This window comes from Streptomyces sp. B93 (genome assembly GCF_018070565.1).
Lineage (GTDB): Bacteria > Actinomycetota > Actinomycetes > Streptomycetales > Streptomycetaceae > Streptomyces.
This window is the reverse complement of record NZ_JAGPXL010000004.1, coordinates 213,020-238,760: the sequence shown is the minus strand read 5'-3', so window position 1 is coordinate 238,760 and position 25,741 is coordinate 213,020. Positions and strand designations below refer to the sequence as shown.

The window sequence follows — 25,741 nt, the reverse complement described above, 5'->3', positions numbered from 1 at the left end:
CCACCGGTGTTCCGAACCGACCCTGGAGGACTGGACGTCCATGAGATTCCTCGAGCGTGAACGCACCACCCTGGCCAAGCTGCTGCCGGACCTCGACGCGGGGCTGTGTGAGATCCCGCTGATGGAGCTGGAGCGGCCGGGCAGCCCCGGCATCGCGCTGTTCCGCGACAGCGGCGGGCCCGGGCTGCTGGTCCCGGAGTCCCACCAGGGCCGGGGCGCCACCGCGCTGGACGCGCTGCGGGTGCAGCGGGCCATCGGCAGCCGCTCGCCGTCGCTGGCGGTGGGGACCACCATGCACCACTTCTCCATGGCCACCCTGGTCGGCCTGGGCGCCCTCGGCGACGGCATGGAGTGGATGCTCATCGAGGGGGTCGCCGCGTCCAACCGGATCATCGCCTCCGGGTTCGCCGAGGGCCGCAGCGGCAGTGGCATCCTGGAGCCGTCGATGACCGCCGAGGTCACCGCCGACGGGGTGCGGATCAACGGCGTCAAGCGGCCGTGCAGCCTGGCGAGGTCCATGGACGTGCTGACCGCAAGCGTGCTGGTGCCCCGCGAGGACGGGCAGGGCGAGGAACTCGCGGTGGCGCTGGTGCCCGCGGACAGCGACGGCCTGACCGTCAGCGGCTTCTGGTCCAGCGCGTTCCTGGCGGGCGCCGAGAGCGAGCAGGTCACGCTCACCGACGTCCTCGTACCGCCCGAGCTGCTGCTGCGCACCACCGCGACCACCGGACAGGGCCTCGACGAACTCCAGACGCTCGGGCTGATCTGGTTCCAGGTCCTGATGACCGGCAGCTACCTCGGCGCCGCCGGCGCCCTGGTGGAGCGGGTGCTGCTCAACGACCGCATCCCCGAGCACGAACGCGTCCGGCTGTTCCTGGAGACGGAGTCCGCGATGGCCACCGCGGAGGGCGTGGCCCGCCGGGTGGACGCCGGTGACCTCGGTGAATCGGCGCTCGCCCAGGCGCTGTACGTCCGCTACGGCGTCCAGGACGCCCTCGGCCGGATCGTCCCGCGCGCGGTCGAACTGCTCGGCGGCCTCAACTTCATGACGTCCGACGAGATCGGCCATCTCGCCGCCAGCGCCAACGGCCTCTCCCTGCACCCGCCGTCCCGCTCCCGGATGACCGGCCCGTTCTCCGACTACCTCTCCGACCAGCCGCTCGCCATCGCGTGACGACACCACCGCCACGGACCGGCCGAGCGCCGCCGACTGACGACACCACCGTCACCGACCGGCCGCGGGCCACCGTCCGACGGCGCGACCGTCAGCGATCGGCAGCGCGCCACCGTCCAACGGCGTCACCGTCACTGACCGGCAGTCCACCGCCGATTGCCGCGTCACCGTCACCGTCACCGACCGACCGTCCCCCCCGTCGCCCGACGGCGTCACCGTCACTGACCGGCAGTCCACCGCCGATTGCCGCGTCACCGTCACCACCCGACCGGCCCGCCCCCACCGCCCGACGGCGTCACCGTCACCGACCGGCCGCCCGTCACCGCCCGACGGCGTCACCGTCCCACGTCAGCCGCCACCCGTCCGAGGGAGCACCGCCATGCCGTCACCTCATCCGTGCCCCATCGATTCCCGTGGGCCCCGCCCGCCCGCGGCCGACCGTCCCACCCTGCTGCTCACCGGCGGCTCCGGCGTGCTCGGGCGCGCCCTCATCGACGAGCTGTCCGAGGACTACGACCTCATCTGCCTGCGCCGCAACCGCCCGCTGGGCGACCCGCGCGTGCGCGAGCTGAGCGGCGACCTCGTGGCGCCCCGGCTGGGCCTGTCCCCCCTGACCTGGCACGAGCTGGCCCTGGAGGTCGACGTCGTGCTGCACTCCGCCGCCGCGACCAACTGGCGCATCCCGCCGGAGGAGATCGTGCGGACCAACACGGTCGGCACCGAGAACATGATCGACCTGGCCGCCCGCGCCGACGCGCCCCTCTACCTGGTCAGCACCGCCTTCGTGGTGAACACGCCCACCGAGGAGGACCACCGCCGCTTCCCGGGCGCCGCCGCCTACCTCGCCTCCAAGGCCACCGCCGAGCGGCTGATGCGCGAGTCGGACCTGCCCGGCGCCATCGTGCGTCCCTCGGTCGTCATGGGCGACTCCGTCACCGGCCGTATCGCGGGGGAGCAGGGCCTGACCCGGACCATCGGCTCCATGGTCCTCGGCCAGGTGCCGGTGCTGCCCGGCGCCCCCGACGCCAAGGTCGACATGGTCCCGCAGGACTACGTCACCCGCGCCATCGCCGACCTCATCCGCGGCGGGGTGGGCAGCGGCGAGTACTGGCTGACGGCGGGCAAGGAGTCCATCGAGCTGCGGGAGATCGCCGACGTCTGCGGCGAGTTCGCCGTACGCAACGGACTGCCCGAGCCGCACCGGCCCCGCCTGATCCCCGTCGAGGCCGTGCACCGGCTGCTGTTGCCGATGCTGGAGGGCACCGCGCTGCCCGGCAAGATGCGCCAGCGTTTCCAGCACTACGCCGAACTGCTGCTCTGCTTCCAGACCGAGCTGCCGTTCGACACCTCCCTCGGCGAATCCTTCGGGGAATTCCACTGCGGCACCCGTCTGACCCATGCCGACATCCGGGCCGCGCTCGTTCGCAACCTGGAGAGCTGGGCCGAGGGCAGGCCCGGACTCCTGCGCAAGCACCGCGCCCGCCCGGTCCCCCCGATGCCCACGGAGGTGGCGTCATGACGTTCTCCCCACCGGCGCCCCGCACCGCCCCCGACGGCTCCGCGCCCGGTGAGCCGAGCGTCGTCGAGCTGTACCAGCGGCACATCGGCTCCGGCCGGGCGGTCATGGGCCGAGTGATGGGCGGCATGGCCGAGACACGGTCCGAGGGCCCCTGGATCCACACCGACGACGGCCGCCGCTTCCTGAACTTCGGCGGCTACGGCGTCTTCCTCCTCGGCCACCGCCACCCGGCCGTCGTCGAGGCGGTGCACCGGCAGCTCGACGCCCACCCGCTGGCCAGCCGCGTCTTCCTGGAGCCGGTCGCCGCCCACGCCGCCCGCGCGCTGGCCGCGCACACCCCGCCGGGCCTGGACCACATCCACTTCGTCAACTCCGGCGCCGAGGCCACCGAGGCCGCCCTGAAGCTGGCCCGCGCGCACGGCCGCAACGCGGTGATCACCACCCGCAAGGGCTTCCACGGCAAGACCCTGGGCGCCCTCAGCGCCACCGCCAACGCCACCTACCAGTCGCCGTTCCGGCCGCTGCTGCCCGATGTCACCCAGGTCGACTTCGGGGACGCGGCCGACCTCAAGCGGGCCCTGGCCGACCGCCGCGACCGGGCCTGCGTGATCCTGGAACCGGTGCAGGGCGAGGGCGGCGTCCGCATCCCCGAGCCCGGCTATCTGCGCGAAGTGGCGGCGCTGTGCCGGGAGTTCGGCGCGCTGCTGGTCGTCGACGAGATCCAGACCGGCATGGGCAGGCTCGGCACCTGGTGGGGCGTGGACGCCGAGGACGTCAGCCCCGACATCCTGCTGATCGGCAAGGGGCTCAGCGGCGGCGTCGTACCGATCGCCGCGATGGCCGCCACCGCGGACGCCTACCGCCCCTTCAGCCAGGACCCCTACCTGCACACCTCCACCTTCGGCGCCTCCCCGATCGCCTGCGCCGCCGCCCTGGCCACCGTACGGACCATGGAGCGGGAGGAGATCGTCGCCCGCGCGGCCGCCCTCGGCACCCGCCTTCTGGCCGGGGTGCGCGAGGTGTGCGCCCCCTACGGAGGCGGCCTGGTGCGCGACGTCCGCGGCCAGGGGCTGCTGATCGGCATCGAGTTCGGTGCCGAACGGGCCGTCGGGGAACTCCTGCTGGAGCTGATCGCCCGGGACGTCCTCGTCAACCACTCCCTCAACTCCACCCATGTCCTCCGGCTGACCCCGCCCGCCGTGGCCGACGACGCCGCGCTCGGCCTGTTCCTCACCACCCTCGCCGACGCGCTGGCCGCCACCGCCGCCCGCATGGCCGTCTGAGACGGCGCCCGCAGACGACACCCAGGAAAGGAACCGAGCGCCATGCGCCATGTGGTCCTGCACGCGATCGCCGACGGCCGGGAACCGGCCGCCGTCTACCGCGGCATCAGCGACTTTTGCCGCTACCCCGAACTCACCGACACCGTCCACGAGGTCCACGTCGACACCCTGCCGGACGGCTCGGCCGTGTCGGACTGGACCGTCGAGTTCCGCGGCGGCCTGATGCGCTGGCGGGAACGCGACACCTTCGCACCGGAGACCCACACCCTCACCTTCGAACAGCTCAGCGGAGACTTCCTGATCTTCGAGGGGAGCTGGCGGTGCGTCCCGCACGAACGCGGCACCCTCATCGTCTTCTCGGCCTCCTTCGACCTCGGCATCCCCACCCTCGCCGACATCCTCGACCCGGTGGCCGAATCCACGCTGCGGACGATCATCGCCCGGATCGTCGAGGGACTCGTCGGCGCGGAGGTGACCGATGAGTGCGCCGCCGCGGCCCGCAACTGACCTGCTCACCGCCGACCGGACGCACGCCGACCCGCTGCGCGAGGAACCCGGACCCGGCGCCGCCCGCTGCCTCGGCCTGTACGCCAAGCTGGCCGCCGGGGTGAGCGTGGTGACCGCGCGCGGCCCGGACGGCCCGCTCGGCATGACCGTCTCCGCCGTCACCTCCCTGTCGGCCCGCCCGCCCCTGCTGCTGGCCTGCCTGCGCGACGGCTCGCGCACGCTCGCCGCGCTCACCGCCCACCGGACGTTCGCCGTGCATCTGCTGCGCGAGGAACAGCACGCCCTGGCCGGCCGGTTCGCGAACCCCACCACGACCGCCGCCGACCGGTTCGCCGGAACGGACACCCGGCACGTCCTCGGCGTCCCCGTGCTGGCCGGATCGCTCGCCTGGTCGGTCTGCCTCGTGGAGGACGTCCGCCGGTACGGCGACCACCACCTGGTCGTCGGCCGGGTCGCCGCCGTGCATGTCGGCGGCGGGCGCCCGCTGCTCTGGCACGACCGCGGGTTCCGGTCGCTGACCGAACTCGCCCCGGACGGCCCCGGATGACCGAACGGCCGGCCGGTACCCCGCACTGGGACCCGGCCGAACTGCCCCCACAGGTCCCGCTGCACGGCGTGGTCACCGCCGACGTCGCCGTGGTCGGGGCCGGACTCGCCGGGCTGGCCTGCGCCTACCACCTGGCGGAACGGGCCCCCGGCCTGGACATCGCCGTGGTCGACGCGGCCCGCCCGGCCGCCGGGGCCAGCGGTCGCGGCACCGGCCTGCTCGGACCCCGCGCGGGACCGTCGATCGACCGCGCGGTCCACCGCTTCGGCCCCCACACGGCACGCCGGATGCACCAGGCCAGCGTGCGGGCGGTGCGGGACGTGCTCGACCTGTGCGCCCGGCTCGACGTGTCCTGCGGACTGCGGCCCGGCGCGCAGCTCATGGCCACGCGCTCCCGCGCGGGCCTCGCGGCGCTCGCCCGGCAGGCCCGCGCCTACCGGGCGCTCGGCCTCGACGTGCCCGTGCTGTCCGGCGCCGGCATCCTGGCCCGGGTCGGAGTGCCGTACAACGCGGGACTGCTGTACCGGACCGCCGCCACCCTCGACCCCGCCGCGCTCACCAGCGCCCTCGCCCGCGCCTGCGCCGCCAAGAGCGTGCGCTTCTACGGCGAGAGCCCCCTGCGCGCCGTACGCGCCGGAGACCTCGTCGGCTCCGAACTGGTCTTCCCGCACGGCCGCCTGTACGCCGGACAGACCGTCGTCGCCGTCAACTCCGCGGCACCGGCGCTCGGGCTGCCGGTCGGCACGGTCCTGCCGCTCGAAGTGCACGCCGTGGCCACCCCACCGGTCAGCCGGACGGCGTACGAGGCACTGGGCGGGCGCCACGGGTACGCCGTCGTCGACGCCGTGCCCATGGCGCCCTACTTCCGGACCCTCCCGGACGGCGGGCTGGTCGCGGGCGGCGGCACCGTCACCGTCCCCACCGGACTCGCCCCCGAACGGCTCCGGGCCGCCCGCGAACGGGCCTGGAACTGGCTGGGCCGCTGGCTGCGCGGCCTGCACCCGGAGCTGCACGACGTGCCCGTCGTGCACCGCTGGTCGGGCCGGATCGGGATGACCGGCGACGGACTGCCCGTCGTCGGGCCGGTCCGCGGCCTGCCCGACGTCTGGTACATCGGCGGCTGCGGCGGCCACGGCCTGGCGATGTCCGTGGCGCACGGCGCCCATGTCGCCGCCGCCCTGCTCGGCGAACCGGAACCCGGCGACCCGCTGCCCTGGCACCGCCCGGCGGCCCCGTGGATGCCCGTCCAGGGCCCCGGCCGCCCCCTGCTGCGGGCCGCGCTGGACACCCTCGGCCGCTACACCAGGCGCACCTGCTGAGGCGGCGCCCCTTTCCCCCACCCCTGAGGAGGTCCCATGACCCGAGCCCACCCCGGCACCCGCGGCGGGCTGCCGCCGTCGCTGCCCATGGCGACCGCGGACGTCGCCTACCACGTGGCCACACGCGGCAGACCGCTGCCGGTCGTCTTCGTGTTCTGGTTCCCCGGGCGGCCCCCCACCCTGGACGCCGTACGCGCGCGCGTGGCCGAACGCGCCCACCGCATCCCCTCCCTGCGTTACGGCATCGTCCGCGACCGCAAGGTGTTCCGCCGCGCCGACCGGCTCCCCGTCGAGCAGTACGTGCACGAGGCCGAGCTGCCCGGGGACGACGACGGCTCCGCCGCCGCGCGGATGATGCTGGCCCACCCCATGGCCGGTGGCGGGCGCCCGCCGTGGGACGTCTGGCTGCTGCACGGCCCCGGGGACGACGGCTACGCCCTGTGCTACCGCACCGACCACGCCCTCCAGGACGGTGTCGGCGCGTGCCACGCGGTCCGCGCCCTCCTCGACGACCACCCCGTGGGCGGCCCGGCACCCGCCCGCCTCGCCCGGCCCACCGCGCGCGGCGTCCTCGGCGCCCTCGGCGACGTCGTGACCTCGCTGCGCACCGGCCACCACCCGATGCCCGCCCTCGACGCGGCGGGCGGCGGCGGCGCCCCCGGGGTCAGCCACACCCGGACCCCGCTGGCCCGGCTGCGGTCGATCGGCCGCGCCCACGGCGGCACGGTCAACGACGTGTACCTCGCCGCCCTCGCCCACGCCGTGCACACCTGGCACCTGAAGGACACCGGCGCCGTCCACCCGCCGCTGCCGGTGGTGATCCCGATCTCGGTGCGCGCCGCCGGCGAGGAGTGCGCCCCCGGCAACCGGATGGTCGTGGCCCGGCTGCTGCTGCCGAGCGACGAGCCGTCACCGCAGCGGGCCCTCACCCGGGTCATGGCGGCCACCGGTCGGCTGCGCGGCAGCAGGCAGCGCGACGCGATGCGGCTGCTGCTGTCGGCGTCCCCGCGGGCCGTCGGCGCCCGGATCGGCACCCGCATGGTCAACGGCGCGGTCGTCGCCGGCCCGGCGAGCAGCGTGAACTTCGGCCAGGCCCTCGTCCACCAGGGGGCCACCTCCCGCGCCGCCACGGTCTTCTCCACGCTGGCCTCCGCAGTCCCCTGGGTGGTGACGCTGACCAGCCAGCACGACACCGCCTGCCTGACCGTCGTACACGACGCGGCCCTGACGACCGCGCACGAACTCACCGATCTGTGGCAGGCGGCGCTGCTGGAGCTGGAGCGGCCGTAGCCGCGACGGCGAGGACGGCGCGAGGGCCCCCGACGATCTGTCGTCCGGGGCCCTCGCGCATGTCTCAGGGGGCGGCTTCGCGCAGTGTCCCGGTGGTCAGGAACACCGACTTCGCGGCGGCCTCCGACAGCAGCGGCAGATAGGGCGAGAGCCGCTCGATCACATACGGCAGCGTGAACGGGTCGGCCACGCGCGCGTGCCAGCCGTGCTCGGCCCACCACGCCTCCGGCTCGGCGAGCTGCCACCGCCAGGAGATCCCGGTGGAGTGCAGGGCGTCCAGGAAGGGCGCGACAAAGGAGGACGAGGCGGTGGCCGCGTTGACGCACTCGGCGGAGAAGACGCTGCCCGGGGCGGACAGTTCCGTCATGGCGTCGACGATCCGCTCCACCTCCTCCGGACGGCGGAAGTACAGCGGCGCCTCGCAGTGCCACGCGGTCGGCCGCCCCGGGTCGAACCCCGCGGCGAGCAGCTCCTCGCGCCAGGGACCGGCCGGATCGGCGGCCACCACACCGCGCCGCCCGCACGACGGCGTGCTCCAGTCCAGCACCCGCTCCTTGAAGGCGACGACCGGGCCCTCCTCGATCTCCAGGACACGCACCCCGGTCGGCCAGTCCAGCCGGTACGCGCGGGTGTCCAGACCGGCGCCGATCAGCACCACCTGACGACAGCCCGCGCGGGCCGCGTCCACCAGGTGCTCGTCGAAGAAGCGGCTGCGCACCACGAACCAGTCGGGCAGCAGTTGTTGCAGCAGGCCCTCGCCGGGCGGGCCGCCCTGGAACCCGGCGGCGTGCAGGAAGTCGGCGGCCCAGGGGTCACGGACGTACGGCGCCGGGCGGCGGCACTCCGCGGCGTGCGCCGCCGCCGTCCAGAACGCGGCACGGGACAACCCGTCCCGGTGCGGGGTTCTCGCGGTGTCCGGCATGGTGAACCTCCAGCGGTGAGTCGAGGGGGCATGTCGTCGGCGGTCAGCCGGAGCGGCGGCGGCCGATGAGCAGCGCCAGGGCGCCCAGCGCCAGCAGGCTCCCGGAGGGCCGGGTGGGACGGTGGCCGCCCATGGCGGACGGGGTCCGCGGCTCGTGCACATTGATGGCGAACTGCCGGTTGGCGATGTCGCTGAGGGTCCCGCGCAGCTGCTCGGGACTGTTGACGGCGGTCACCAGCAGCTCCATGGAGTTACGGGCGAACTGGGTCTTGCCGAGGAACTCCTTGCCCAGCGCGAACAGGATTTTGGGCACCTCGCCCTGGAACACCTCGGGCAGGGTGATCTCCGGCGCCAGACAGCGCACCGAGCCGTCCAGGTTGGCGAACGACTTGCCGAGCAGGGACACCGCGGGCGGCGAGCCGATGCCCCGCTTGGTCGCCTTGCCGAGCACCGTGGTCAGGGAGACCCCGAAGTTCATCTCGTCCAGGGACAGATGGGAGACCTTGGGCACGAACGCCGCCATGTCGGCGGCGAACGCGGGCATGTTGGACCAGGGCGTGATCCGTCCGAGCCCCGCCCAGTGGTGGGCGAGCCCCGCGCCGTCGTTCTGCGCCAGCGTCATGAACAACGGCAGCAGCTGGAGGCTGGTACGGCGGTCCAGACGCCCGACCATGCCCCAGTCGATCAGCGTCGCCGGGCCGCCGGGCTGGGCGAAGACGTTGCCCGCGTGGGGGTCGGCGTGGAAGAAGCGGTGCACGAAGTAGCCGTGGTACATGAAACGCAGCAGGTCGCGGCCGATCTCGATGCGCTCGTCGTCGGTGAAGTGGGCACGGTCGACATGGCGCACCGAGTCGCCCTGGGCCAGTGACTGGACCAGCACCCGGGGGCTGGCGTGCAGCACCTTGGGGACCTCCAGGGTGCGGAAGGCGCGGACGTGGTCACGGGCCTCGTCCATGTTGCGGGCCTCGCCGGTGAAGTTCAGCTCCGGCTCCATCGCGTCGAAGACGGCGCCGAGCATCGCCTCGATGTCGATGACCTCGTTGAACCGGGGCGCGACCCGGGCCACGATCCGGGCGGCGCGGCGCATCAGGGCCATGTCGGCGAGCACGCCCTCGCGGATGCCGGGTCGCTGCACCTTGACGACGGCGGGACGGCCGCCGGGCAGGGTGACCTTGTAGACCTGGGCGAGGGAGGCCGCGCCGAGCGGTCTGACGGTCTCGATGTCGTCGAACCGCAGTTTCCAGTCGGGGCCCAGGTCGCCCGCCAGCACCGGTTCGAAGACCGAGAAGGGCTGGACGTCGACCTGGTCGTGCAGGTTCTGCAGCTCGTCGCGGATCGACTCGGGCACCATGTCGGGGCGGGTCGACAGGATCTGGCCGAGCTTCACGTAGAAGGGGCCGAGGCTCTCCAGGGCGTGGCGCACGGCCTTGGCGCGCCGCTGTTCGGCCCCGGCGGGGGCCTCGTCGGCCTCCGCCGGGGACGCTCCGTCCCGTTTCGCGCTCCTGCGCAGCCGGGTGGCCTGGCCGACCTCGTCGGCGACGAGGCTTCCCAGGACCTTGACCACGAGGCGCAACCGGTCGCCGACAACGGATGCCATGGTGCGGGTTCCTCCTCAGTCGGAATCTGCGTCGGGGATGCCGCCGGGAGGCGGGTTCGGCCGCGGGGCAGGCGCGAGGGGCGGGGAACGGAGTGAGGGGGCGGAAGGTCAGGCGCGGCCTTCGCCGCGCTCGTTGTCACCGGAGCGCCGGTCGCCCGTGAGCCCGCCGGTGAGCCCGGAGGCGAGGCCCTCGGCCGCCTTCGCGGCCTGCTGCACCCCGGCCTGGGCCTGGTTGGCCATCTGGCCCGCCATCTGCGCGGGCGCGGTGGCCGCCTGACCGGCCATCTGGCCCAGCTGTCCGGCCATCTGGCCGCCCTGCGCGGGCAGCGCCGCGGCGGCGTTGAGGAGGTTCCCGAGGCCGCCCGCGGCACCGCCGAGGCCGCCCGCCAGCTGTCCCGCACCGCCGGCCAGCTGACCGACCCCGCCGAGCAGTTGGAGCGCGGCGAGCGGGTTGGCGCCGCCTCCGCCCCCGCCTCCACCCAGCGCGTTGAGGGCGGCCAGCGGGTTGCCCCCGCCGCCTCCGCCGAGCGCGCCCAGCAGCTGGAGGGCGGCGAGCGGGTTGGCGGCGGCCGCTGGGCCGGTGAGCATGTTGAGGGCGGCCAGCGGGTTGCCCGCCCCGCCCCCGAGGAGTTGGGCGGCGACGGCCGGGTTGAGGGCCCCGGAGAGGAGGCCGAGGGCGTCCCCCGGCACCCCGCCCAGGGCACCGAGGGGATTGTTGGAGGAACTGGACCTGTTGTCGTCGTTCCGGTTGATGAGGTCGTCGATCAGGTCCTTCCAGTTGTCGGTCACACCGCCGACGAAGTCCTTCATGATGTCCTGGAGGTTTTTGTTCCTGCCCATTGGATGAATTCCTCTCGGTTCACTGTGCGTTGGATTCCGCTTGCCTTGCTCGGGATTCCGGCCGATTTAGCTGGTGCGGTCTCCCATGGCCTTCAGGCAGGCCGTCTTCAGGCGTGCCCGGCCTCGTGTGAAAGCGGCCTCGGCAGCCTTGATCGAGATGTTGTGCATTCGCGCGAATTCCGCCGTGGAAATTCCGGCGGCACGGGCGAGTATGACTTCCTGCTCCCGGCCGCGCAGTTGCCGTACCTGACCGAGGAGCCAGCGTCCGAAGTCCTCGTCGCAGACGTCCTCCTCCGTGGTGCCCGGAGCGTCCAGCAGGGCCGCGCGCTGCACGAGGCGTCGGCGGCGCTCCACATCCCGGTAGAAGTCGATGCAGAGACGGATGGCGACGGAGGTCAGGAAGGGGCCGAGGCGATTTCGGTCCAGGTCGGCGTGGGCGGCTGCGCGTGCCAGGGTTTCCTGTACGCAGTCTTCGGCGTCCTGCTGGCTCGGGAGTCTGCGGCGAACCAGTCGCATAAGGCGATCCTGGTGTTGGGAGATCTCTTCCCAGGAGCATGCGGTGGGGGGTGGGCAGGTTGCGTTTTGCGCCATGGAGATTGCAGCCCATTGTCTCTGGAGTGGGCAGGGGAAATGGCGGCCGAATTATGATTTGGCGGCCATATTGTTTTCCTACCCGAGGTGCTGGGGTGGCAAACTCCGTTCTTCCGGTTCAGATGGCAGTAATGATTTTTCGACTGCCGTGCCGTTGCCGCCCTGTTTCAGTTGTCGCTATTTCCCGTCGACCGTCATTCAGGCGCGATCATTTCTGCATACGAATCCCCTGACGGGTCCAGTCGCGGTTCCAGTTGAGCCACATGTCCCGGAGCGTCCGGCGGACCTGGGAGGTGCCGCCGCGCAGCTCGGTGGTCGCGGCCTGGACGGCCTCCTTGCCCACCAGCCGGGCCCCGCCGGTGAAGTAGGCGCCCCGGACGTGCGCCGGTGAGCGGAACTTGCCCCAGAGCAGGATGCGCATCAGCGGCCAGAGCGTGTACACGCCCGCCGGACACCGGTCCTTCGGGTCCAGCGTGCCCCACATCGAGGGCGCGAGTTCGCTCTCCCGCAGCACCTCGAAGATCCGGGTCACCGCCTGATCCTTCGTCAGGTCACCCTTGCGGTAGGCGAGTACGGCGTCCCGGGAGCGGTTGAACATCTGCTCGACCCAGGGGTTGTCGATGCCCTGGAGCCCTCGGTAGGGCGGCGACTCAAGCGCGTCGAAACACGCCTTGTCCTGGGTCTTCTCGAACTTCACGGCGACCTGGTTCTGGGCGTTGGTGCCGTACAGCGTGGTGAGGGTCCACACCCGGTTCCAGGCGTTCCACAGCTCGAAGTCGTCGAACGCCACATAGCTGCACGACACCAGGTCGTCGTAGAACCGGAACATCCGCTTGGTCCACTGCTCCAGGTACTCGAACCGGGCGGTGTCGAAGTCGTCCTCGCGGACCGCGTCGATGAGCCGGTGGCTCAGGGCGTTGAGTGACATCACCGTGACCGCGAGCCCGCTGGAGAAGAGCGGGTCGATGAAGTCGCTGGCGTGCGGCAGCAGACACCACCGGTCGCCGACCACCGACCGGGAGGAGAACTGCGTGCGCTCGGTGGCGACGAAGGGCCGCACCGCGCGCGCCCGCTCGAACTGCCGGGCCACGCTGGGGAACCGGTTGACGTGCTGCCAGAACTCGTCCTCGGCCGAGAGCCCATCGGGGCGCGGGTAGCGGTCGATGTCGAGGTTGACGCCGACGCTGCACAGCTCGCTGGTGCTGTCCGGGTGGTTGTCGAAGGGGATCACCCAGAACCAGCCGCCCGGGAACAGGTGGTGGAGCGTGCCCTGGCTGAACGGGCTCGGCATCCCGTGCTGCCGGCGCGGGGGTGCCACGGTGTCGAAGGGCCGCACGTTCACCATGTGCGTGAAGACGGTGCGCGACCGGGTCCGGTACGGCGGCTCCTGGCGCAGCCCGAGCCGTTCGGGCAGGACGGCCCGCATCCCGCCCGCGTCGACCAGGTACGACGCCTGGAAGGTGCCCTTCTCGCGGGTGACCAGGGTGACGCCGTCGTCATCGAACTTCACGTCGTCGACGAGGGTGTGGGTGTGCGCGGTCGCGCCGTAGGAGACGGCGACGTGGTACATGTACGCGTCCACGTCCTGGCGGAGGTAGTGCGAGTCCGGGCCGAGCGGCGGACCCCAGGTCGGGTACTGGGTGCACTCCGTGGGCCGGGTGGACTCGCCCTCCCGGTGGTAGATGAAGCTGAAGTTCCGCTTGACCCCGCAGTTCGACGACACATGGCGGCGCACCGCCCCGTGGGTCGCCAGGTGCTCGATCTCCGGGACGTCGTAGCGGCGGGCCAGTACCCGCAGTCCGAAGGTGGTCTCGGGGACGGTGGACTCGCCGATGGCGAACCGGGGGTGGCCGCTTCCCTCCAGAAGCAGCACCCGTACGCCGTGTCGGGCGAGGATCGCCCCCAGCATGGTCCCGCCGATGCCGCCTCCGACGATGGCGACATCGAACACACGCGGGTCGTCCTGGTGCATGTCTGCGGTCCTTTCGCGACGGTGAATGCCAGGTGCTGAGCCGGAGTTCAGCGGGCGGGACGCCTGGAGCGGTCCCCGGCGGGCGGCGGGCGGTTCGGCAGGACGCCGCGCAGCCCGCAGACGGCCACCCGGGCGGAGAACGAGACGGCGAACAGGGGCGTCGGCGCCAGCCGCGCCAGCCTCCGGCGCTCGGCGAGCAGCTGACGGTCGCCGCGGCCGACCACGTCCAGCCAGGCACCGAAGTGCAGCAGCCGCGCCTCGGTGCCCGCGGTCCGCGCGGGGAACGGCCGTATGTGCTCGCGCACCGCCCGGGTCAGCGCCCCGCGCCGCCCGTCGTCGACCCCGTGCCCGGCCAGGAAGCGGTCGAGCAGCACGGCCGACCGGCCCGGGAACCCGCCCGGCACCCGGGGCGCCTCGCAGGTCAGCCCGCTGTCGTGGAACGCGGCGGCGGCCAGCAGACCGGCCCGGTCGTACTCGGTTCCGTCCGCCCGCGCGCGGGCGTCGGCCAGCAGGAACGTGCGCAGCGAGTGCAGCGCGGTGCGCGGCGGCAGCAGCCGGTGCATCGCGGACAGCGCGTCGTCCACCAGCGGCCGACCGAGCAGCCGTGCCAGCGGCGGTTCCGCGAGCAGCGGCCGCCAGTCGTCCGGCAGCGCCCCCGGCGGCACAGTGGCCATGCCAACCCCCTCGCATATGCGCCTTGCTGGTTGCGTCCGTCTCATCTCTCTTTACGCTCCGGAACCGGTGCCCCCTCTCCTGGTCGGGCGCTGCCGCGACCTTGGCCGGAATCGCCCCCCCAATTTCCCCCACGGGCCGGTCGGAACGGCAACGGGAGTGCCGTACAGGGCAGTTCGCGTACCGGGGAGCGACGTATCTCGGCCATCTCGTCGGGGACGTGGGGCGCGTATCCCTGCAAAAGGGCTTACCGAGCAGGGGAGTTCGGCGGGCCGCCACGCGGGCGCGCGGTCGTGCGACGGTGGGGATCCGTGCCGTGCTCCGCGTCCGTGCGCGCCGAAGTGCGCCGCGTCGCCCCGTTCGGGGGGATTCCGGGACCGTGCGGTACGGGCAGCCAAAGAGGGTGATCGTTGTGCTGAACGTCCATGAACGCGCGCTGCCCGCCTCGCCGGAGCGGGTCGGTGCCCTGATCGACTCCCTGGGCGGCGGTGACGACCGGCTCTGGCCGCCGGACTGGCCGCCCGTCCGCTTCGAGGGGCCGCTGGCCGTGGGGGTGGCCGGTGGTCACGGGCCGGTGCGCTACCAGGTGAGCCACTATGTGCCCGGCCAGTGGGTGCGGTGCCGGTTCACCGGCCGGGGCGGCTTCGAGGGGTTCCACGAGTTCTCCGTGGAGAGCCTCGGTGCGGACCGTGCCGTGCTGCGCAACACCATGGTGCTGCGGCCGAGCGGCATCCGCGTGCTGGGCTGGCTGCTGTTCTTCCGCCCGCTGCACAACACGGCGTTCGAGCAGTGCCTGGACCGCGCGGAACTGGCGGTGACCGGCCATGTGATGAGACCGGTGCGGTGGAGCCGGTACGTACGGCTGCTGCGACGGCTGTCGGCGTGGTTCGTGCCGCGCTGGCTGAGGTCACCGTACGCGAACCCCTGAATCCCCCGCGCCCCGGCGGCGAGCCGCCGATCGGGGTGTCGGGACCCGTCCCCCGGCGCCGTAACACAGGGAAAGCGACCCGGATTCGCAGCCGAATTCGGAAGAGGAGAGTGCCGTGTCTCTGCCAGGACTGCCCAACCTTCCCGGACTCAACTCCGGCAACATCGTCACGGACGTCACCGAGGCGCCCCACCGTCTGCACGCCGTCGCCCAGGCCGGTGCCGCCCAGACCATCGCCGCCGTCGACGTGGACGGCGGCGCGGACGACTGGGACAAGCCGCTGACCGAGGAGCATCCGCGCCCCGTGGTGCTGGTGCACGGCACCTTCGGCAACCGCGGCTACACCTGGACCTCCGCCACCCCGCTGCTGCGCGACAACGGCTACCGGGTCTTCCGGCTCGACTACGGCCAGCACCTCAACCCCGTCATCTTCGGGCTCGGCGACATCAAGCGGTCCGCCCAGCAGCTCTCCGACTTCGTGGACGAGGTGCTCTCGCGCACCGGCGCAGAGAAAGTCGACCTGGTCGGCTTCTCGCAGGGCGGGATGATGCCGCGCTGGTTCATCGGCGCCCTCGGCGGTGCCGCCAAGGTGCACAACTACGTCGGGATCGCGCCCAGCCACCACGGCGTCACCGCGCAGGGCCTGATGAACCTCGCCCGCCAGGTCCCGGGCGCGAAGGAACTGGTCGAGCAGGGCGCGGTCGGGACGGTCATCCCCGCCTGGCCGCAGCTCCAGCACGACCACCCCTTCCAGCGCGAACTCGCCGCCCTCGGCGAGACGGTGGAGGGCGTGCGCTACACCGTCATCGCCACCAAGTACGACGACGTGGTCACCCCGTACGAGTCGTGCGCGCTCACCCTGACGGAGGGCCACCACATCACCAACATCGTCCTCCAGGACATCGACCCGGAGGACCACACCCCGCACGTGAGCATGCCGTACAACCAGACCGTGCTGAAGGAGGTCCTCAAGGCCCTGGCCGACTGAGGGGTGGGGCGGGGCCTAGCGGCTTCCGTCCAGCAGGACGCGGGCGACCAGCGCCGGGTCGTCGTTCATGGGGACGTGGCCGCAGCCGGGCAGGCGGATCAGCCGGGCGCGCGGGATGACGTACTTGGCGCGGACGCCCTGCCGGGGCACGAGCAGCCGGTCCCGGCTGCCCCAGGCCACGGTCACCGGTATGCCGGTGACGTCGTCGGTGAACTGGATGTCCCGTCCGGACCGCAGGGTCTCCGTGAAACGCTCCGCGCGGGCGAGCGCCCGGGTCTCGGCGACCACGGCCGCGGGGGAGCGGCGGGCCGGGCGGGCGTAGATGGTGCTGGTCAGCACCGTCCGGCCGACGGCCGTACGGGCGAGCCGCTCGACCACGGGCGCCGGCGTCCGCCGGGCGACCTGCCGCATCGACAGCAGCACCCCGAAGGCGTACCGCCGCTCCGCCTGGGACCAGAATCCGGCGGGGGACAGGGCGGTGACCGAGCGGGCGAGTCCCTCGCGGCCGAGTTCCAGGGCGAGCAGACCGCCCAGCGAGTTGCCCGCGACATGGGGGCGTTCGATGTCCAGGGCCCGGCACAGCTCGCTGAGGACGGCACTCATCGTCGGCAGGTCGTGCGGCATCAGCGCCGGCAGCGCCTCGGACTCTCCGAAGCCGGGCAGGTCCACCGCGATCACGTCCCGCTCGGCCGCCAGGGCGGATATCACCGGGTCCCACGCCTGCCGGTGGTGGCCTATGCCGTGCATCAGGAGCAGCGGTTCGCCGCCGCCGGTGCGCGAGTACGCGAGGGTGACGCTCTGCGGGCCGTGCGGCGTGGGCACCTTGAAGGTGACGGTGGCGGACATGGGGCTCCTCGGCGGGGATGGGCGACAGTTGCCTAGACAGACTGTCAGCAACTGCTACTGGCCGGTAGCCCCATGGCGTGAGTGTGTCCCCGCGCCAACGCTCCATGAACGGTCGGCGGCGGCCCGCCGCGCCGCCCGCGAAGAGCCCGCCACGCCCTGATGATTGGTCTTGACCAAGGGTGGGGGCCGCCCTATGGTCGCAGATAAGTACAACAACCTTTAATAAACAAGGGCGCTAAACGCCGCCGGATCACGGCGATTGCGGAGGACAGGGTGGGGACCACGCAGTTGGAAACGGTGCCGGAACCGAAGTACTGGCACCTCAGGACCGTGCTCAGTGAGGCATTGGACTCCGAGTTCACCGTGGGCGAGATCCTGCCCAACGAACGTGACCTCGCCGCCCGTTTCGGCGTCGCCCGCGCGACCCTCCGCCAGGCCCTGGAACAGCTGGAACTGGAAGGCAGGCTCCAGCGCCGCCGCGGCGTCGGCACGACCGTCGCACCACCGCGCGTGGGCGTCGCCGTCGGCACCGAACAGCACGCCTGGCCCGGCATGCAGGGCGACGACCGGCAGCCCGTCGACTGCACCCTCGCCACGCCGCCCGCGGCCGTCGCCGCCGCCCTTGAGACCGCCCGCGACGAGGCCGTGCACATCGTGCGCAGCACCCGGACCACCCACGGCCAGGCCGTCGCCGCCGAACTGCTCTACGTCCCCCAGGCGTCCGTGCCCGACCTGTCCGCCATCGACGCCCCCTCCGGACCGGCACGCGCGCGTGCCGTGCTGCGCGAGTTGCAGCGCCTGGAGCTGGAGGGCCGCGACAGCGCCGTCGAGCTGGGTTCGGCCCGCGCGGACGACGCCAAGGAACTCGACCGGCTCCCCGGCGCCCCCGTCCTCGTCGTCACCACCCGCTTTCTCACTGCGGGCCGCACCGCCGCCCTCTCCGTCGCCACCTACCGCGCGGACACCTGCCGACTGACCTTCGGCGCCTCGGGAGGCGTGGAGATCCAGGACGGGCCCCAGCGCCAGGCGTCCTGAGCGCTGCCGCCGACGCGTCGCCGCCGGGCACGCCGGGACGGCGCGGGCGCGCCGCCACCGGTACCGGCCACGGCGGCGCACCGCGGCCCGGGGCTTCCGCGCCGGGGTGGGCCAGTGCCCGTGTGTTGCCCCTCTGACGCGGACGGCTGGGCGGGACCTGTCAGAGGGGGGAACCCCAGGGCGCCCGGCGGGGCGCCGGGACAGGTGGCGGTGGTCCGGTGGTGCGCCGCGTCTCCCACTACCGCGCCGACCGCGTCCGGCTGGTCGCGACGGCCCCGGCGGCCCTCCCGCCCACCCGGGTGCGCGACGAAGCTCCAGCCGGCACCCGGCGAAGCCCCGACACGCGACGCCGCGCGCCGAGGCGTCAGCGGCGCGCCGTCACCGTGCCCTCCACCGCGAACAGCTGTTCCTCCACGTGGTCCAGGGCGAGGCGCAGGGCGCCGGTGGCGACCGCCGCCTCGCCGAGGAGGGAGAGGGTCACCTTGGGCGGGCGCAGGCAGTAGCGGGCGAGTTCCTGCCGCAGCGGCTCCAGGACGCCGTCCAGACCGGCCGCCCAGCCGCCGACGACCACCAGCTCCGGATCGAGGGCGAGCACCAGCGCCGCCACGTCGTGCACCAGCCGCTGGATGAAACGGTCGACGGCCGCGCGGGCCCGCAGATCGCCCTCCCGTGCCCGCGCGAACACCCGGGCCACCGCCTGCTCGTCCAGCGGGTGCAACGGCTCGTCGGTGGTCGACAGCAACGTCTCCGGCGTCGCCTCCCGGCCCAGCAGGTGCAGCGCCCCGATCTCCCCGGCCGCCCCGCCGAACCCCCGGTGCAGCCGCCCCCCGATCAGCGAACCGGCGCCGGGACTCAGCCCGGCCAGCACGAACACCATGTCGTCGGAGTCCCGCGCCGACCCCTTCCAGTGCTCGGCGACCGCCGCCGCGTTGGCGTCGTTCTCCACCAGCACCGGGCACTTGAAGGAACGGCTCAGCCGCTCGCCGAGCCGCAGCCCCGTCCACCCCGGCAGCGCGGTGCCCAGCCGCACGGTCCCATCCGCCTCGACGATCCCCGGCGTCGCGGCGCCCACCGCGCGCAGCGACCCCCGCGCCACCCCGGCCCGGCGCAACAGCTCGGCGACCGCGGTGCGCAGCCGCTCCAGCCGCTCGTCGGCCGAAGCCGTCTCGTCGACGTCCTTCGCCTGCGCGCCCATGATCCGGCCGTCGAGGTCGGAGAGGAGCGCGGCGACCCGGTGCGGCCCGATCTCCAGGCCCAGCAGATGACCGGCCTCGGCACGGAACCGGAACCGCCGAGCGGGCCGCCCCTGACGCCGGGTCTCGCCCTCCGGCGCGGCCTTCTCGACAACGAGGCCCGCCTCGATCAGCCCCTCGACGACCCCCTCGACGGTGGGCCGGGAGAGCCCCGTCACCCGGGTGATCTCCGTCAGCGTCGCGCAGTCCGTGGCACGCAGCGCGTGCAGCACCACAGCGGAGTTGATCCTTCGCAGCAGCGAGGGATCCCCGCCGGTCAGCCGCCCCAACGTCCCGTCCTCCCAGCTCGTGCGCGTGTTGGCCGGATCGTACTCGGCGCGGCCCACCCCGGCGAGTGCCGCCGGTCCGGACGGTGCGATCAGCCCGGGGAGACGAACCCGGACTCGTACGCCGCGATCACCGCCTGGGTGCGGTCGCGCGCCCCCAGCTTCGCCAGTACCGCGCTCACATGCGACTTCACCGTCTCCGTCCCCACCACCAGCCGCGCGGCGATCTCCGCGTTCGACAGGCCCCGCGCCATCAGCCGCAGCACCTCCGCCTCCCGCTCGGTCAGCCGGGCCCGTTCCAGCAGCGCCCGCGCGGCACGGTTGCCGCCGCCCGCCCCGTACTCGGCCGCCAGTTGCCGCACCGACGCCGGGAACAACAGCGACTCGCCCTCGGCGACCAGCCGTACCGCGTGCACGATCTCGGCGGGGCGGGCCCGCTTGAGCAGGAAACCGTCGGCACCGGCCCGCAGCGCCTCGTATACGTACTCGTCGTTCTCGAAGGTCGTCACGACCAGGATCTTCGGCGGGTCGTCCACCGTCCGCAGCACCGCGCGGGTGGCCTCGATGCCGTCCAGCAGCGGCATCCGCACATCCATGGCCACCACGTCCGGCCGCAGCCGCCGCACCAGCGGGATCACCGCCGCCCCGTCGGCCGCCTCACCGACCACCTCGATGTCCGGCTGCGCCTCCAGGACGGCCCGCAGCCCCGCGCGGACCAACGGCTCGTCATCCACGAGGAGTACGGTCACCGGCATCCGGCCAGCGTAGATCAGGCCAGCGGCAGCTCCACGCGCACCCTCCAGTTCCCGTCGTCGGGGCCGGTGTCCGCACGGCCGCCGAGCAGCGCGGCGCGCTCACGTATCCCGCGCAGACCGCTGCCCCGGCCGGGACCGGGTATCGCGGCGCTCAGCGGATTGCGCACGTCCAGCGCGAGACCGCCGTCCGCGACCTCGACGCGCACCCGCACAGGCACGGCACCCGCGTGCCGCAGCACGTTCGTCAGCGCCTCCTGGAGGATCCGGTAGCCCTCACGGGACACCGGTCCCGGCAGGGTCTCCACCGGGCCCGTCACCTCGGCGTCGACCTTCGCCCCCGAGGCCCGCGCCGACTCCAGCAGCCGGTCCGCGTCCGCGAGCGTCGGCCGGGCGCTCACCGGACGCCCCGACTCCCGCAGCACGCCCAGCACCCGCTCCAGATCCTCCAGCGCGGCCCGCCCGGTCTCCTCGATGGCGCCCAGCGCCCGCTCGGTGAACGCCGGGTCGCCCGCCGCGCGGGCCGCGCCCGCCTGCACGACGGCCACGGTCAGCGCGTGCCCGATGGAGTCGTGCAGCTCCCGCGCGATACGGGTGCGCTCCAGCAACCGCTCGGTGCGCTCCTCCAGGGCGGCCAGCCGCTCGGCGGGCGAGGGGCCGAGCAGCCGCCGGGCCAGCAGGGTCATCAGCGCGCCACCGCCGACCACCAGCGCCGCCAGCAGGACCAGCGGCGCGGGTGCGAGACAGACGTACCACCAGGGGCCGTCCCCGCTGAACGACAGCGCCGCCCACCGGGCGGCGGTGAGCGGGAGATGGACGCTCACGAAGGACACCGCGCAGCCGATCAGCAGCCGTGCCAGCAGCCATCCGACCATCCGGCCACGGTCGCCCCACGCCACGGCAGGCGCGGTCACGATGTCGGCGCTCCCGCCGTCCTGCCCCGTCAGCAGCAACCTCGCCTGAAGTCCCTCCACGGTCCGCATCGCGGGCACCAGACCGGCGCAGAGCAGCAGCACGGCCCCCGTCGCCGGTGCCCACCACCTGTCGTCGATGAAGATCCACAGGCTCGGCCACACGACGGCGACGAGCAGGTGCAGCCATCGTGTGTATGTCACCGCCCGGGTGAACGGGCGCAGCAGGCGGATCATGCGGCCATCGTGCCAGCCACCACTGACAGTCCACCTCCCCCGCGCGGGGGAGCCGACCGCCACCGGCGGGGGAGGCGAACCGCCCCGGGTGGCGGCCATCGTGGGGCCATGACCAGCATCGACGTACGAGACCTCAGCAAGGAGTACGGCACCGCACGGGCCGTCGACGCCCTCACGTTCAGCGTCCGGCCCGGCCGGGTCACCGGCTTCCTCGGCCCCAACGGCGCCGGAAAGTCCACCACCATGCGGCTCGTCCTGGGCCTGGACCGGCCGACCTCCGGCACCGCCACCATCGGCGGCCGCGCCTACGCCGACCTGAGCGAACCCCTGCGCACGGTGGGCGCGCTGCTCGACGCCCAGGCCGCGCACGGCTCCCGCACCGGCCGGGACCATCTGCGGACGCTGGCAGCGAGCCACCGCATCCCCGTCGGCCGCGTCGACGACGTACTGGCCGAGACGGGCCTCGCCGCCGTCGCCCGGCGCCGGGTGCGGACGTACTCCCTGGGCATGCGTCAGCGCCTCGGCATCGCCGCCGCCCTCCTCGGCGACCCGGCCTTCCTCCTGCTCGACGAGCCCTCCAACGGGCTCGACCCGGAGGGCATCATCTGGATCCGGGAGCTGCTGCGCCGCCTCGCGGCGGAGGGCCGCACCGTGCTGGTCTCCAGCCACCTGATGAACGAGACCGCGTCGTTCGCCGACCACCTCGTGGTCCTGGGCCGGGGGCGCCTGCTCGCGGACATGCCGCTGCGGGACTTCATCGACGCGCGCGTACGGCCCGGGGTGCGGGTGCGAGCCACGGACCCCGGCGCACTGCTGGAGGCGCTCGCCCGGCACGGCCACGAGGCCGCGCAGGGCGAGGACGGCGCCTGGACCGTGCGGCACGCACGCGTGGCGGACGTCGGGCGCATCGCCGCCGAGGCGGGCGTGCCCCTGCTGGAACTCGCCGCGGAGGAGGCCACCTTGGAGCAGGCCTACCTCGATCTGACCGCCACCGAGAGCGAGTTCACCGCCCAGCCCCAGGAGGCCTGACCATGCCCTTCGCACCCGTGCTGCACGCCGAACTGCTGAAGATCAGCACCCTGAGACCGCTGTACGGCTCCCTGTTCGCGCTGCTCGCCACGTCCACCGCGTTCTCCGCCGTCGCCGGCGTCTCGGAGACGTCGGACCCCGAGTTCGACCCGCTGTTCATGGCCCTCTCCGGGGTGATGCCCGGTCAGATCGCGGCCATCGTCTTCGGCACCCTCGCCGTCTCCTCGGAGTTCCGTCCGGGCGCCCTGCGGCTGTCGCTCACCGCGGTCCCGCGGCGCGGTCGCTGGTTCACGGCCAAGCTGACCGCCGTCGCCGTACCGGCGCTGCTCACCGGCCTGGTCACGGCGTGCGCCGCGCTGCTCGCCGCGCGGGCCGGACTCGGCGCGGCGGCGGACGGGCTGACCGGCGCGGAGCAGACGCGGGGCGTGGTGGGCTGCGGTGTCTACCTGATGCTGATGGCGCTGTTCGCGGCGGGGCTCACGGCCTGGCTGCGCAGCGGCGTCGCGGCGCTCGGCGTCCTCATCCCGTTCATTCTGATCGTTTCCTTCGTCATCGGTGACGCGGCGGGCCCGGCGGCCGACTTCCTGCCGGACCGGGCGGGCCAAGTGGCCCTGCACGAGACCTGGGACGGCCCCCTCGGACCGTGGACCGGCCTCGCGGTGACCGCGCTGTGGACGGCGGCGGCGATCGCGGCGGGCGCCTGGAGCGTGCGACGCCGGGACGCCTGAGCGGGCGGTGCCCCTGACGCACCGCCAATTGTCAGTGGCGGCGGGTTTACTGGACCGTATGAACATCGCACGGTGCCTGGAGACGATCGACCGGCTGTGCTCCCGTCCCTTTCCGGAGGAGCACGGCTGGTCGGACGTCGGCAGGGGAGGGCCGGGCTACTTCGTGGCGGAGCTGGGTTCCGGCGCGGGGGAGTGCGGGGAGCACACGGCGGACGACGTGGACGCGTACCGGGAGGGCATAGCCCAACGGCTCGACGACCGCTGGGGCGCGGGACCGCCGTGGGGCATGCTCACCCTGCGGGTGCGCGGCGAGCGCGGCGAGGAGATACCCGAGCCGTGGGCGACGGTCAGCGTGTTGGCGGACCAGGTACGCCTCTGGCGGGCCGTCGGCACGGACCGCTGGGTCGCCCTCGGCGTCACCGGGGAGGACGGGACACACGCGGCCCGGCTGTTCGCCGTGGTCACCGACATGGCACCCCCGTGAGCCCTACGCCTCGGCCGCCTCCCGCAGCCGCGCGAACTCCGCTGCCATCGTCGCCGCCGTCCAGTGCGCGTTCAGCCCGCTCGGATTGGGCAGCACCCACACCCGCGACTCGCCGACGAGCCGCTCCTGCGGCCCCACCCCGGCGCCGCGGTCCCCGAACGCGGCCCGGTAGGCGGTCACACCCACCACCGCCAGCCAACGCGGCCGCCGCCGCGCCACCTTCAGCGCGAGCAGCCGCCCGCCCTCCCGGTACTCCTGCGCGCTCAGCTCGTCGGCCCGCGCGGTCGCCCGCGCCACCACATTGGTGATGCCGAGCCCGTAGGACAGCAGTTCCTCCTGCTCGGCCGGCTTGAGCAGCCGCGGTGTGAAGCCGGACAGGTGCAGCACGGGCCAGAAGCGGTTGCCGGGCCGGGCGAAGTGATGGCCCGTCGCCGCGGTCATCAGCCCGGGGTTGATGCCGCAGAACAGCACCCGCAGACCGTCCGCGACCACGTCCGGTACGAGACGGTCGCGGGCGGCCTCCAGCTCAGCCGGGGTGAACCGGGCCATGGTGCGGCGCCGGTCAGAGGATCGCGCCGGGCGTGTACCCGGCGGCTTCCGGGTGCCGCTTCACGATCTCCTCGACCCGGGCGACCACGGTGGCGACCTGGTCGGCGGCGGCACCGGTGAAGGACAGCTTGTCGGCCATCAGCGCGTCCAGCTCGGCGCGGTCCAGCGGGATGCGCTCGTCGGCGGCGAGCCGGTCGAGGAGTTCGTTGCGCTCGGCACCCTGCTCCCGCATCGCCAGTGCGCACGCGACCGCGTTCTCCTTGATCGCCTCGTGGGCGATCTCCCGGCCGACCCCGGCGCGCACCGACGCCATCAGCACCTTCGTCGTCGCCAGGAACGGCAGATAGCGGTCCAGCTCGCGCGCCACGACCGCCGGGAACGCCCCGAACTCGTCGAGCACCGTCAGGAACGTCTCCAGCAGCCCGTCCAGCGCGAAGAACGCGTCGGGGAGGGCTACCCGGCGCACCACCGAGCAGGACACGTCGCCCTCGTTCCACTGGTCGCCGGCCAGCTCGCCGGTCATCGAGGCGTAGCCGCGCAGGATCACCATCAGGCCGTTGACGCGCTCGCAGGAGCGGGTGTTCATCTTGTGCGGCATCGCCGAGGAACCGACCTGGCCGGGCTTGAAGCCCTCGGTCACCAGCTCGTGCCCGGCCATCAGCCGGATCGTCTTGGCCAGCGACGAGGGCGCCGCCGCCACCTGCACCAGCGCGGTGACGACCTCGTAGTCCAGCGAGCGCGGGTAGACCTGGCCGACCGAGGTGAACGCCTGCGAGAAGCCCAGGTGCCCGGCGATCCGCCCCTCCAGGTCGGCCAGCTTCGCGGCGTCACCGCCGAGCAGGTCGAGCATGTCCTGGGCGGTGCCCACCGGGCCCTTGATGCCGCGCAGCGGGTAGCGGCCGAGCAGCTCCTCGACCCGGCCGTACGCCACCAGCAGCTCGTCGGCGGCGGTGGCGAACCGCTTGCCCAGCGTCGTGGCCTGCGCGGCGACGTTGTGCGAACGCCCCGCCATGACCAGCTCGCCGTACTCCCCGGCCAGCTTGCCGAGGCGGGCCAGCACCGCCACCGTACGGTCGCGGACCAGCTCCAGGGAGAGCCGGATCTGAAGCTGCTCGACGTTCTCCGTCAGGTCGCGGGACGTCATGCCCTTGTGCACCTGCTCGTGCCCGGCGAGGTCGTTGAACTCCTCGATCCGCGCCTTCACATCGTGCCGGGTGACCTTCTCGCGCTCCGCGATGGAGGCCAGGTCCACCTGGTCCAGCACCCGCTCGTAGTCGGCGATCGCCGCGTCCGGCACCTCGATGCCGAGGTCCTTCTGGGCCCGCAGCACGGCGAGCCAGAGCTGCCGCTCCAGCCTCACCTTCTGCTCGGGCGACCAGAGGGCGGCCAGTTCGGCGGAGGCGTACCGTCCGGCGAGGACGTTGGGGATGCGGGGCTTGGCGGGCGCAGAAGTCACGTGTACGGATTCTACTGGCGATTCGCGCAGGCCAGCGCCACCGGGT

Annotated in this window: 25 protein-coding genes; 13 read left to right on the top strand and 12 right to left on the bottom strand. The window is 73.4% G+C overall.

Features of this window, described 5'->3' with window-relative positions; translation table 11 throughout:
• Positions 1-40 precede the first annotated feature (40 nt).
• From KBY47_RS06275 to KBY47_RS06245, 7 genes are all read left to right on the top strand, one after another.
• Positions 41-1,174, top strand: coding sequence for an acyl-CoA dehydrogenase family protein (locus tag KBY47_RS06275; protein WP_210919914.1), 1,134 nt, complete (start codon positions 41-43; stop codon positions 1,172-1,174).
• 379 nt (positions 1,175-1,553) lie between these two features.
• Complete coding sequence (locus KBY47_RS06270; RefSeq protein ID WP_210919913.1) at positions 1,554-2,693, top strand: SDR family oxidoreductase; 1,140 nt, start codon at positions 1,554-1,556, stop codon at positions 2,691-2,693.
• The gene (locus tag KBY47_RS06265; protein WP_210919912.1) at positions 2,690-3,976 is read left to right on the top strand and encodes an aspartate aminotransferase family protein; all 1,287 of its coding nucleotides are present in this window, start codon (positions 2,690-2,692) and stop codon (positions 3,974-3,976) included. The genes KBY47_RS06270 and KBY47_RS06265 overlap by 4 nt, the downstream gene beginning before the upstream one ends.
• Before the next feature lie 42 nt (positions 3,977-4,018).
• Positions 4,019-4,483, top strand: coding sequence for a type II toxin-antitoxin system RatA family toxin (locus tag KBY47_RS06260; protein WP_210919911.1), 465 nt, complete (start codon positions 4,019-4,021; stop codon positions 4,481-4,483).
• Positions 4,455-5,030, top strand: a complete 576-nt coding sequence (locus KBY47_RS06255) for a flavin reductase family protein (RefSeq protein WP_210919910.1) — start codon at positions 4,455-4,457, stop codon at positions 5,028-5,030. The genes KBY47_RS06260 and KBY47_RS06255 overlap by 29 nt, the downstream gene beginning before the upstream one ends.
• Positions 5,027-6,349 carry an FAD-binding oxidoreductase gene (locus KBY47_RS06250; RefSeq protein ID WP_210919909.1) on the top strand — a complete coding sequence of 441 codons (1,323 nt, stop codon included), beginning with the start codon at positions 5,027-5,029 and terminating at the stop codon, positions 6,347-6,349. Before KBY47_RS06255 ends, KBY47_RS06250 begins: the two co-directional genes overlap by 4 nt.
• A 36-nt stretch (positions 6,350-6,385) precedes the next feature.
• Positions 6,386-7,639 (top strand): wax ester/triacylglycerol synthase domain-containing protein, encoded by a 1,254-nt coding sequence (locus KBY47_RS06245; protein WP_210919908.1) that lies wholly within the window; start codon positions 6,386-6,388, stop codon positions 7,637-7,639.
• A gap of 64 nt (positions 7,640-7,703) precedes the next feature.
• Here KBY47_RS06245 and KBY47_RS06240 read toward each other — a convergent pair whose 3' ends face one another.
• The 6 genes from KBY47_RS06240 to KBY47_RS06215 all read right to left on the bottom strand — a co-directional run bounded on the left by KBY47_RS06240 (position 7,704) and on the right by KBY47_RS06215 (position 14,235).
• Positions 7,704-8,561, bottom strand: a complete 858-nt coding sequence (locus tag KBY47_RS06240) for an SAM-dependent methyltransferase (RefSeq protein ID WP_210919907.1) — start codon at positions 8,559-8,561, stop codon at positions 7,704-7,706.
• 43 nt (positions 8,562-8,604) lie between these two features.
• Complete coding sequence (locus tag KBY47_RS06235) at positions 8,605-10,158, bottom strand: AarF/ABC1/UbiB kinase family protein (RefSeq protein WP_210919906.1); 1,554 nt, start codon at positions 10,156-10,158, stop codon at positions 8,605-8,607.
• A 108-nt stretch (positions 10,159-10,266) separates the two neighbouring features.
• Positions 10,267-10,998, bottom strand: coding sequence for a hypothetical protein (locus KBY47_RS06230; RefSeq protein ID WP_210919905.1), 732 nt, complete (start codon positions 10,996-10,998; stop codon positions 10,267-10,269).
• 66 nt (positions 10,999-11,064) lie between these two features.
• Positions 11,065-11,514, bottom strand: coding sequence for an RNA polymerase sigma factor (locus KBY47_RS06225; protein ID WP_247694271.1), 450 nt, complete (start codon positions 11,512-11,514; stop codon positions 11,065-11,067).
• A gap of 283 nt (positions 11,515-11,797) precedes the next feature.
• Complete coding sequence (locus tag KBY47_RS06220) at positions 11,798-13,561, bottom strand: NAD(P)/FAD-dependent oxidoreductase (RefSeq protein WP_210919903.1); 1,764 nt, start codon at positions 13,559-13,561, stop codon at positions 11,798-11,800.
• 47 nt (positions 13,562-13,608) lie between these two features.
• Entirely contained in the window at positions 13,609-14,235 is a 627-nt protein-coding gene (locus KBY47_RS06215; RefSeq protein WP_210919902.1) for a hypothetical protein, read from the bottom strand.
• Between the two features lie 401 nt (positions 14,236-14,636).
• Here KBY47_RS06215 and KBY47_RS06210 point away from each other — a divergent pair, with 401 nt between their 5' ends.
• Positions 14,637-15,161, top strand: coding sequence for an SRPBCC family protein (locus tag KBY47_RS06210; RefSeq protein WP_308405061.1), 525 nt, complete (start codon positions 14,637-14,639; stop codon positions 15,159-15,161).
• 115 nt (positions 15,162-15,276) lie between these two features.
• Entirely contained in the window at positions 15,277-16,149 is an 873-nt protein-coding gene (locus KBY47_RS06205; RefSeq protein ID WP_308405060.1) for an alpha/beta fold hydrolase, read from the top strand.
• Between the two features lie 15 nt (positions 16,150-16,164).
• On the opposite strand, the gene KBY47_RS06200 is transcribed toward KBY47_RS06205, so the two are convergent.
• A complete protein-coding gene (locus tag KBY47_RS06200; RefSeq protein WP_210919901.1) occupies positions 16,165-16,995 on the bottom strand; it encodes an alpha/beta fold hydrolase in 831 nt (276 codons plus the stop codon).
• 273 nt (positions 16,996-17,268) lie between these two features.
• Between KBY47_RS06200 and KBY47_RS06195 the strand changes: the two genes are divergently transcribed.
• A complete protein-coding gene (locus KBY47_RS06195) occupies positions 17,269-18,030 on the top strand; it encodes a GntR family transcriptional regulator (RefSeq protein WP_210919900.1) in 762 nt (253 codons plus the stop codon).
• 364 nt (positions 18,031-18,394) lie between these two features.
• On the opposite strand, the gene KBY47_RS06190 is transcribed toward KBY47_RS06195, so the two are convergent.
• The 3 genes from KBY47_RS06190 to KBY47_RS06180 form a co-directional block, all read right to left on the bottom strand.
• Entirely contained in the window at positions 18,395-19,552 is a 1,158-nt protein-coding gene (locus KBY47_RS06190) for an ROK family transcriptional regulator (RefSeq protein ID WP_210919962.1), read from the bottom strand.
• A gap of 89 nt (positions 19,553-19,641) precedes the next feature.
• Positions 19,642-20,304 (bottom strand): response regulator transcription factor, encoded by a 663-nt coding sequence (locus KBY47_RS06185; RefSeq protein ID WP_210919899.1) that lies wholly within the window; start codon positions 20,302-20,304, stop codon positions 19,642-19,644.
• Between the two features lie 14 nt (positions 20,305-20,318).
• On the bottom strand, positions 20,319-21,449 hold the full coding sequence (locus tag KBY47_RS06180; protein ID WP_210919898.1) for a histidine kinase: 1,131 nt from the start codon (positions 21,447-21,449) through the stop codon (positions 20,319-20,321).
• A gap of 108 nt (positions 21,450-21,557) precedes the next feature.
• On the opposite strand from KBY47_RS06180, the gene KBY47_RS06175 reads away from it, so the two are divergent.
• Genes KBY47_RS06175 through KBY47_RS06165 form a run of 3 tightly spaced genes read left to right on the top strand, consistent with a single transcriptional unit; the run spans position 21,558 to position 23,690 of the window.
• Complete coding sequence (locus KBY47_RS06175) at positions 21,558-22,478, top strand: ABC transporter ATP-binding protein (RefSeq protein ID WP_210919897.1); 921 nt, start codon at positions 21,558-21,560, stop codon at positions 22,476-22,478.
• A 2-nt stretch (positions 22,479-22,480) separates the two neighbouring features.
• Positions 22,481-23,206: an ABC transporter permease gene (locus tag KBY47_RS06170; protein ID WP_210919896.1), complete on the top strand. Its 726-nt coding sequence runs from the start codon at positions 22,481-22,483 to the stop codon at positions 23,204-23,206.
• Between the two features lie 58 nt (positions 23,207-23,264).
• Positions 23,265-23,690, top strand: a complete 426-nt coding sequence (locus tag KBY47_RS06165) for a hypothetical protein (RefSeq protein WP_210919895.1) — start codon at positions 23,265-23,267, stop codon at positions 23,688-23,690.
• Between the two features lie 3 nt (positions 23,691-23,693).
• Here the strand turns inward: KBY47_RS06165 and mug are convergent, their stop codons facing one another.
• Positions 23,694-24,239: a G/U mismatch-specific DNA glycosylase gene (gene mug, locus KBY47_RS06160; RefSeq protein ID WP_210919894.1), complete on the bottom strand. Its 546-nt coding sequence runs from the start codon at positions 24,237-24,239 to the stop codon at positions 23,694-23,696.
• A 13-nt stretch (positions 24,240-24,252) separates the two neighbouring features.
• Complete coding sequence (gene purB / locus KBY47_RS06155) at positions 24,253-25,695, bottom strand: adenylosuccinate lyase (RefSeq protein WP_210919893.1); 1,443 nt, start codon at positions 25,693-25,695, stop codon at positions 24,253-24,255.
• Between the last annotated feature and the right edge of the window lie 46 nt (positions 25,696-25,741).

What these genes read in the sequence shown, in the direction of transcription:
- KBY47_RS06165 (WP_210919895.1), top strand. Translation starts at nt 23,265, where the DNA reads ATGAACATCGCACGGTGCCTGGAGACGATCGACCGGCTGTGCTCCCGT.
- KBY47_RS06260 (WP_210919911.1), top strand. Translation starts at nt 4,019, where the DNA reads ATGCGCCATGTGGTCCTGCACGCGATCGCCGACGGCCGGGAACCGGCC.
- KBY47_RS06175 (WP_210919897.1), top strand. Translation starts at nt 21,558, where the DNA reads ATGACCAGCATCGACGTACGAGACCTCAGCAAGGAGTACGGCACCGCA.
- mug (WP_210919894.1), bottom strand. Translation starts at nt 24,239, where the DNA reads ATGGCCCGGTTCACCCCGGCTGAGCTGGAGGCCGCCCGCGACCGTCTC.
- KBY47_RS06220 (WP_210919903.1), bottom strand. Translation starts at nt 13,561, where the DNA reads ATGCACCAGGACGACCCGCGTGTGTTCGATGTCGCCATCGTCGGAGGC.
- KBY47_RS06265 (WP_210919912.1), top strand. Translation starts at nt 2,690, where the DNA reads ATGACGTTCTCCCCACCGGCGCCCCGCACCGCCCCCGACGGCTCCGCG.
- KBY47_RS06270 (WP_210919913.1), top strand. Translation starts at nt 1,554, where the DNA reads ATGCCGTCACCTCATCCGTGCCCCATCGATTCCCGTGGGCCCCGCCCG.
- KBY47_RS06170 (WP_210919896.1), top strand. Translation starts at nt 22,481, where the DNA reads ATGCCCTTCGCACCCGTGCTGCACGCCGAACTGCTGAAGATCAGCACC.
- KBY47_RS06275 (WP_210919914.1), top strand. Translation starts at nt 41, where the DNA reads ATGAGATTCCTCGAGCGTGAACGCACCACCCTGGCCAAGCTGCTGCCG.
- KBY47_RS06225 (WP_247694271.1), bottom strand. Translation starts at nt 11,514, where the DNA reads ATGCGACTGGTTCGCCGCAGACTCCCGAGCCAGCAGGACGCCGAAGAC.
- KBY47_RS06215 (WP_210919902.1), bottom strand. Translation starts at nt 14,235, where the DNA reads ATGGCCACTGTGCCGCCGGGGGCGCTGCCGGACGACTGGCGGCCGCTG.
- KBY47_RS06245 (WP_210919908.1), top strand. Translation starts at nt 6,386, where the DNA reads ATGACCCGAGCCCACCCCGGCACCCGCGGCGGGCTGCCGCCGTCGCTG.
- KBY47_RS06230 (WP_210919905.1), bottom strand. Translation starts at nt 10,998, where the DNA reads ATGGGCAGGAACAAAAACCTCCAGGACATCATGAAGGACTTCGTCGGC.
- KBY47_RS06240 (WP_210919907.1), bottom strand. Translation starts at nt 8,561, where the DNA reads ATGCCGGACACCGCGAGAACCCCGCACCGGGACGGGTTGTCCCGTGCC.
- KBY47_RS06185 (WP_210919899.1), bottom strand. Translation starts at nt 20,304, where the DNA reads ATGCCGGTGACCGTACTCCTCGTGGATGACGAGCCGTTGGTCCGCGCG.
- KBY47_RS06250 (WP_210919909.1), top strand. Translation starts at nt 5,027, where the DNA reads ATGACCGAACGGCCGGCCGGTACCCCGCACTGGGACCCGGCCGAACTG.
- KBY47_RS06235 (WP_210919906.1), bottom strand. Translation starts at nt 10,158, where the DNA reads ATGGCATCCGTTGTCGGCGACCGGTTGCGCCTCGTGGTCAAGGTCCTG.
- KBY47_RS06180 (WP_210919898.1), bottom strand. Translation starts at nt 21,449, where the DNA reads ATGATCCGCCTGCTGCGCCCGTTCACCCGGGCGGTGACATACACACGA.
- KBY47_RS06200 (WP_210919901.1), bottom strand. Translation starts at nt 16,995, where the DNA reads ATGTCCGCCACCGTCACCTTCAAGGTGCCCACGCCGCACGGCCCGCAG.
- KBY47_RS06255 (WP_210919910.1), top strand. Translation starts at nt 4,455, where the DNA reads ATGAGTGCGCCGCCGCGGCCCGCAACTGACCTGCTCACCGCCGACCGG.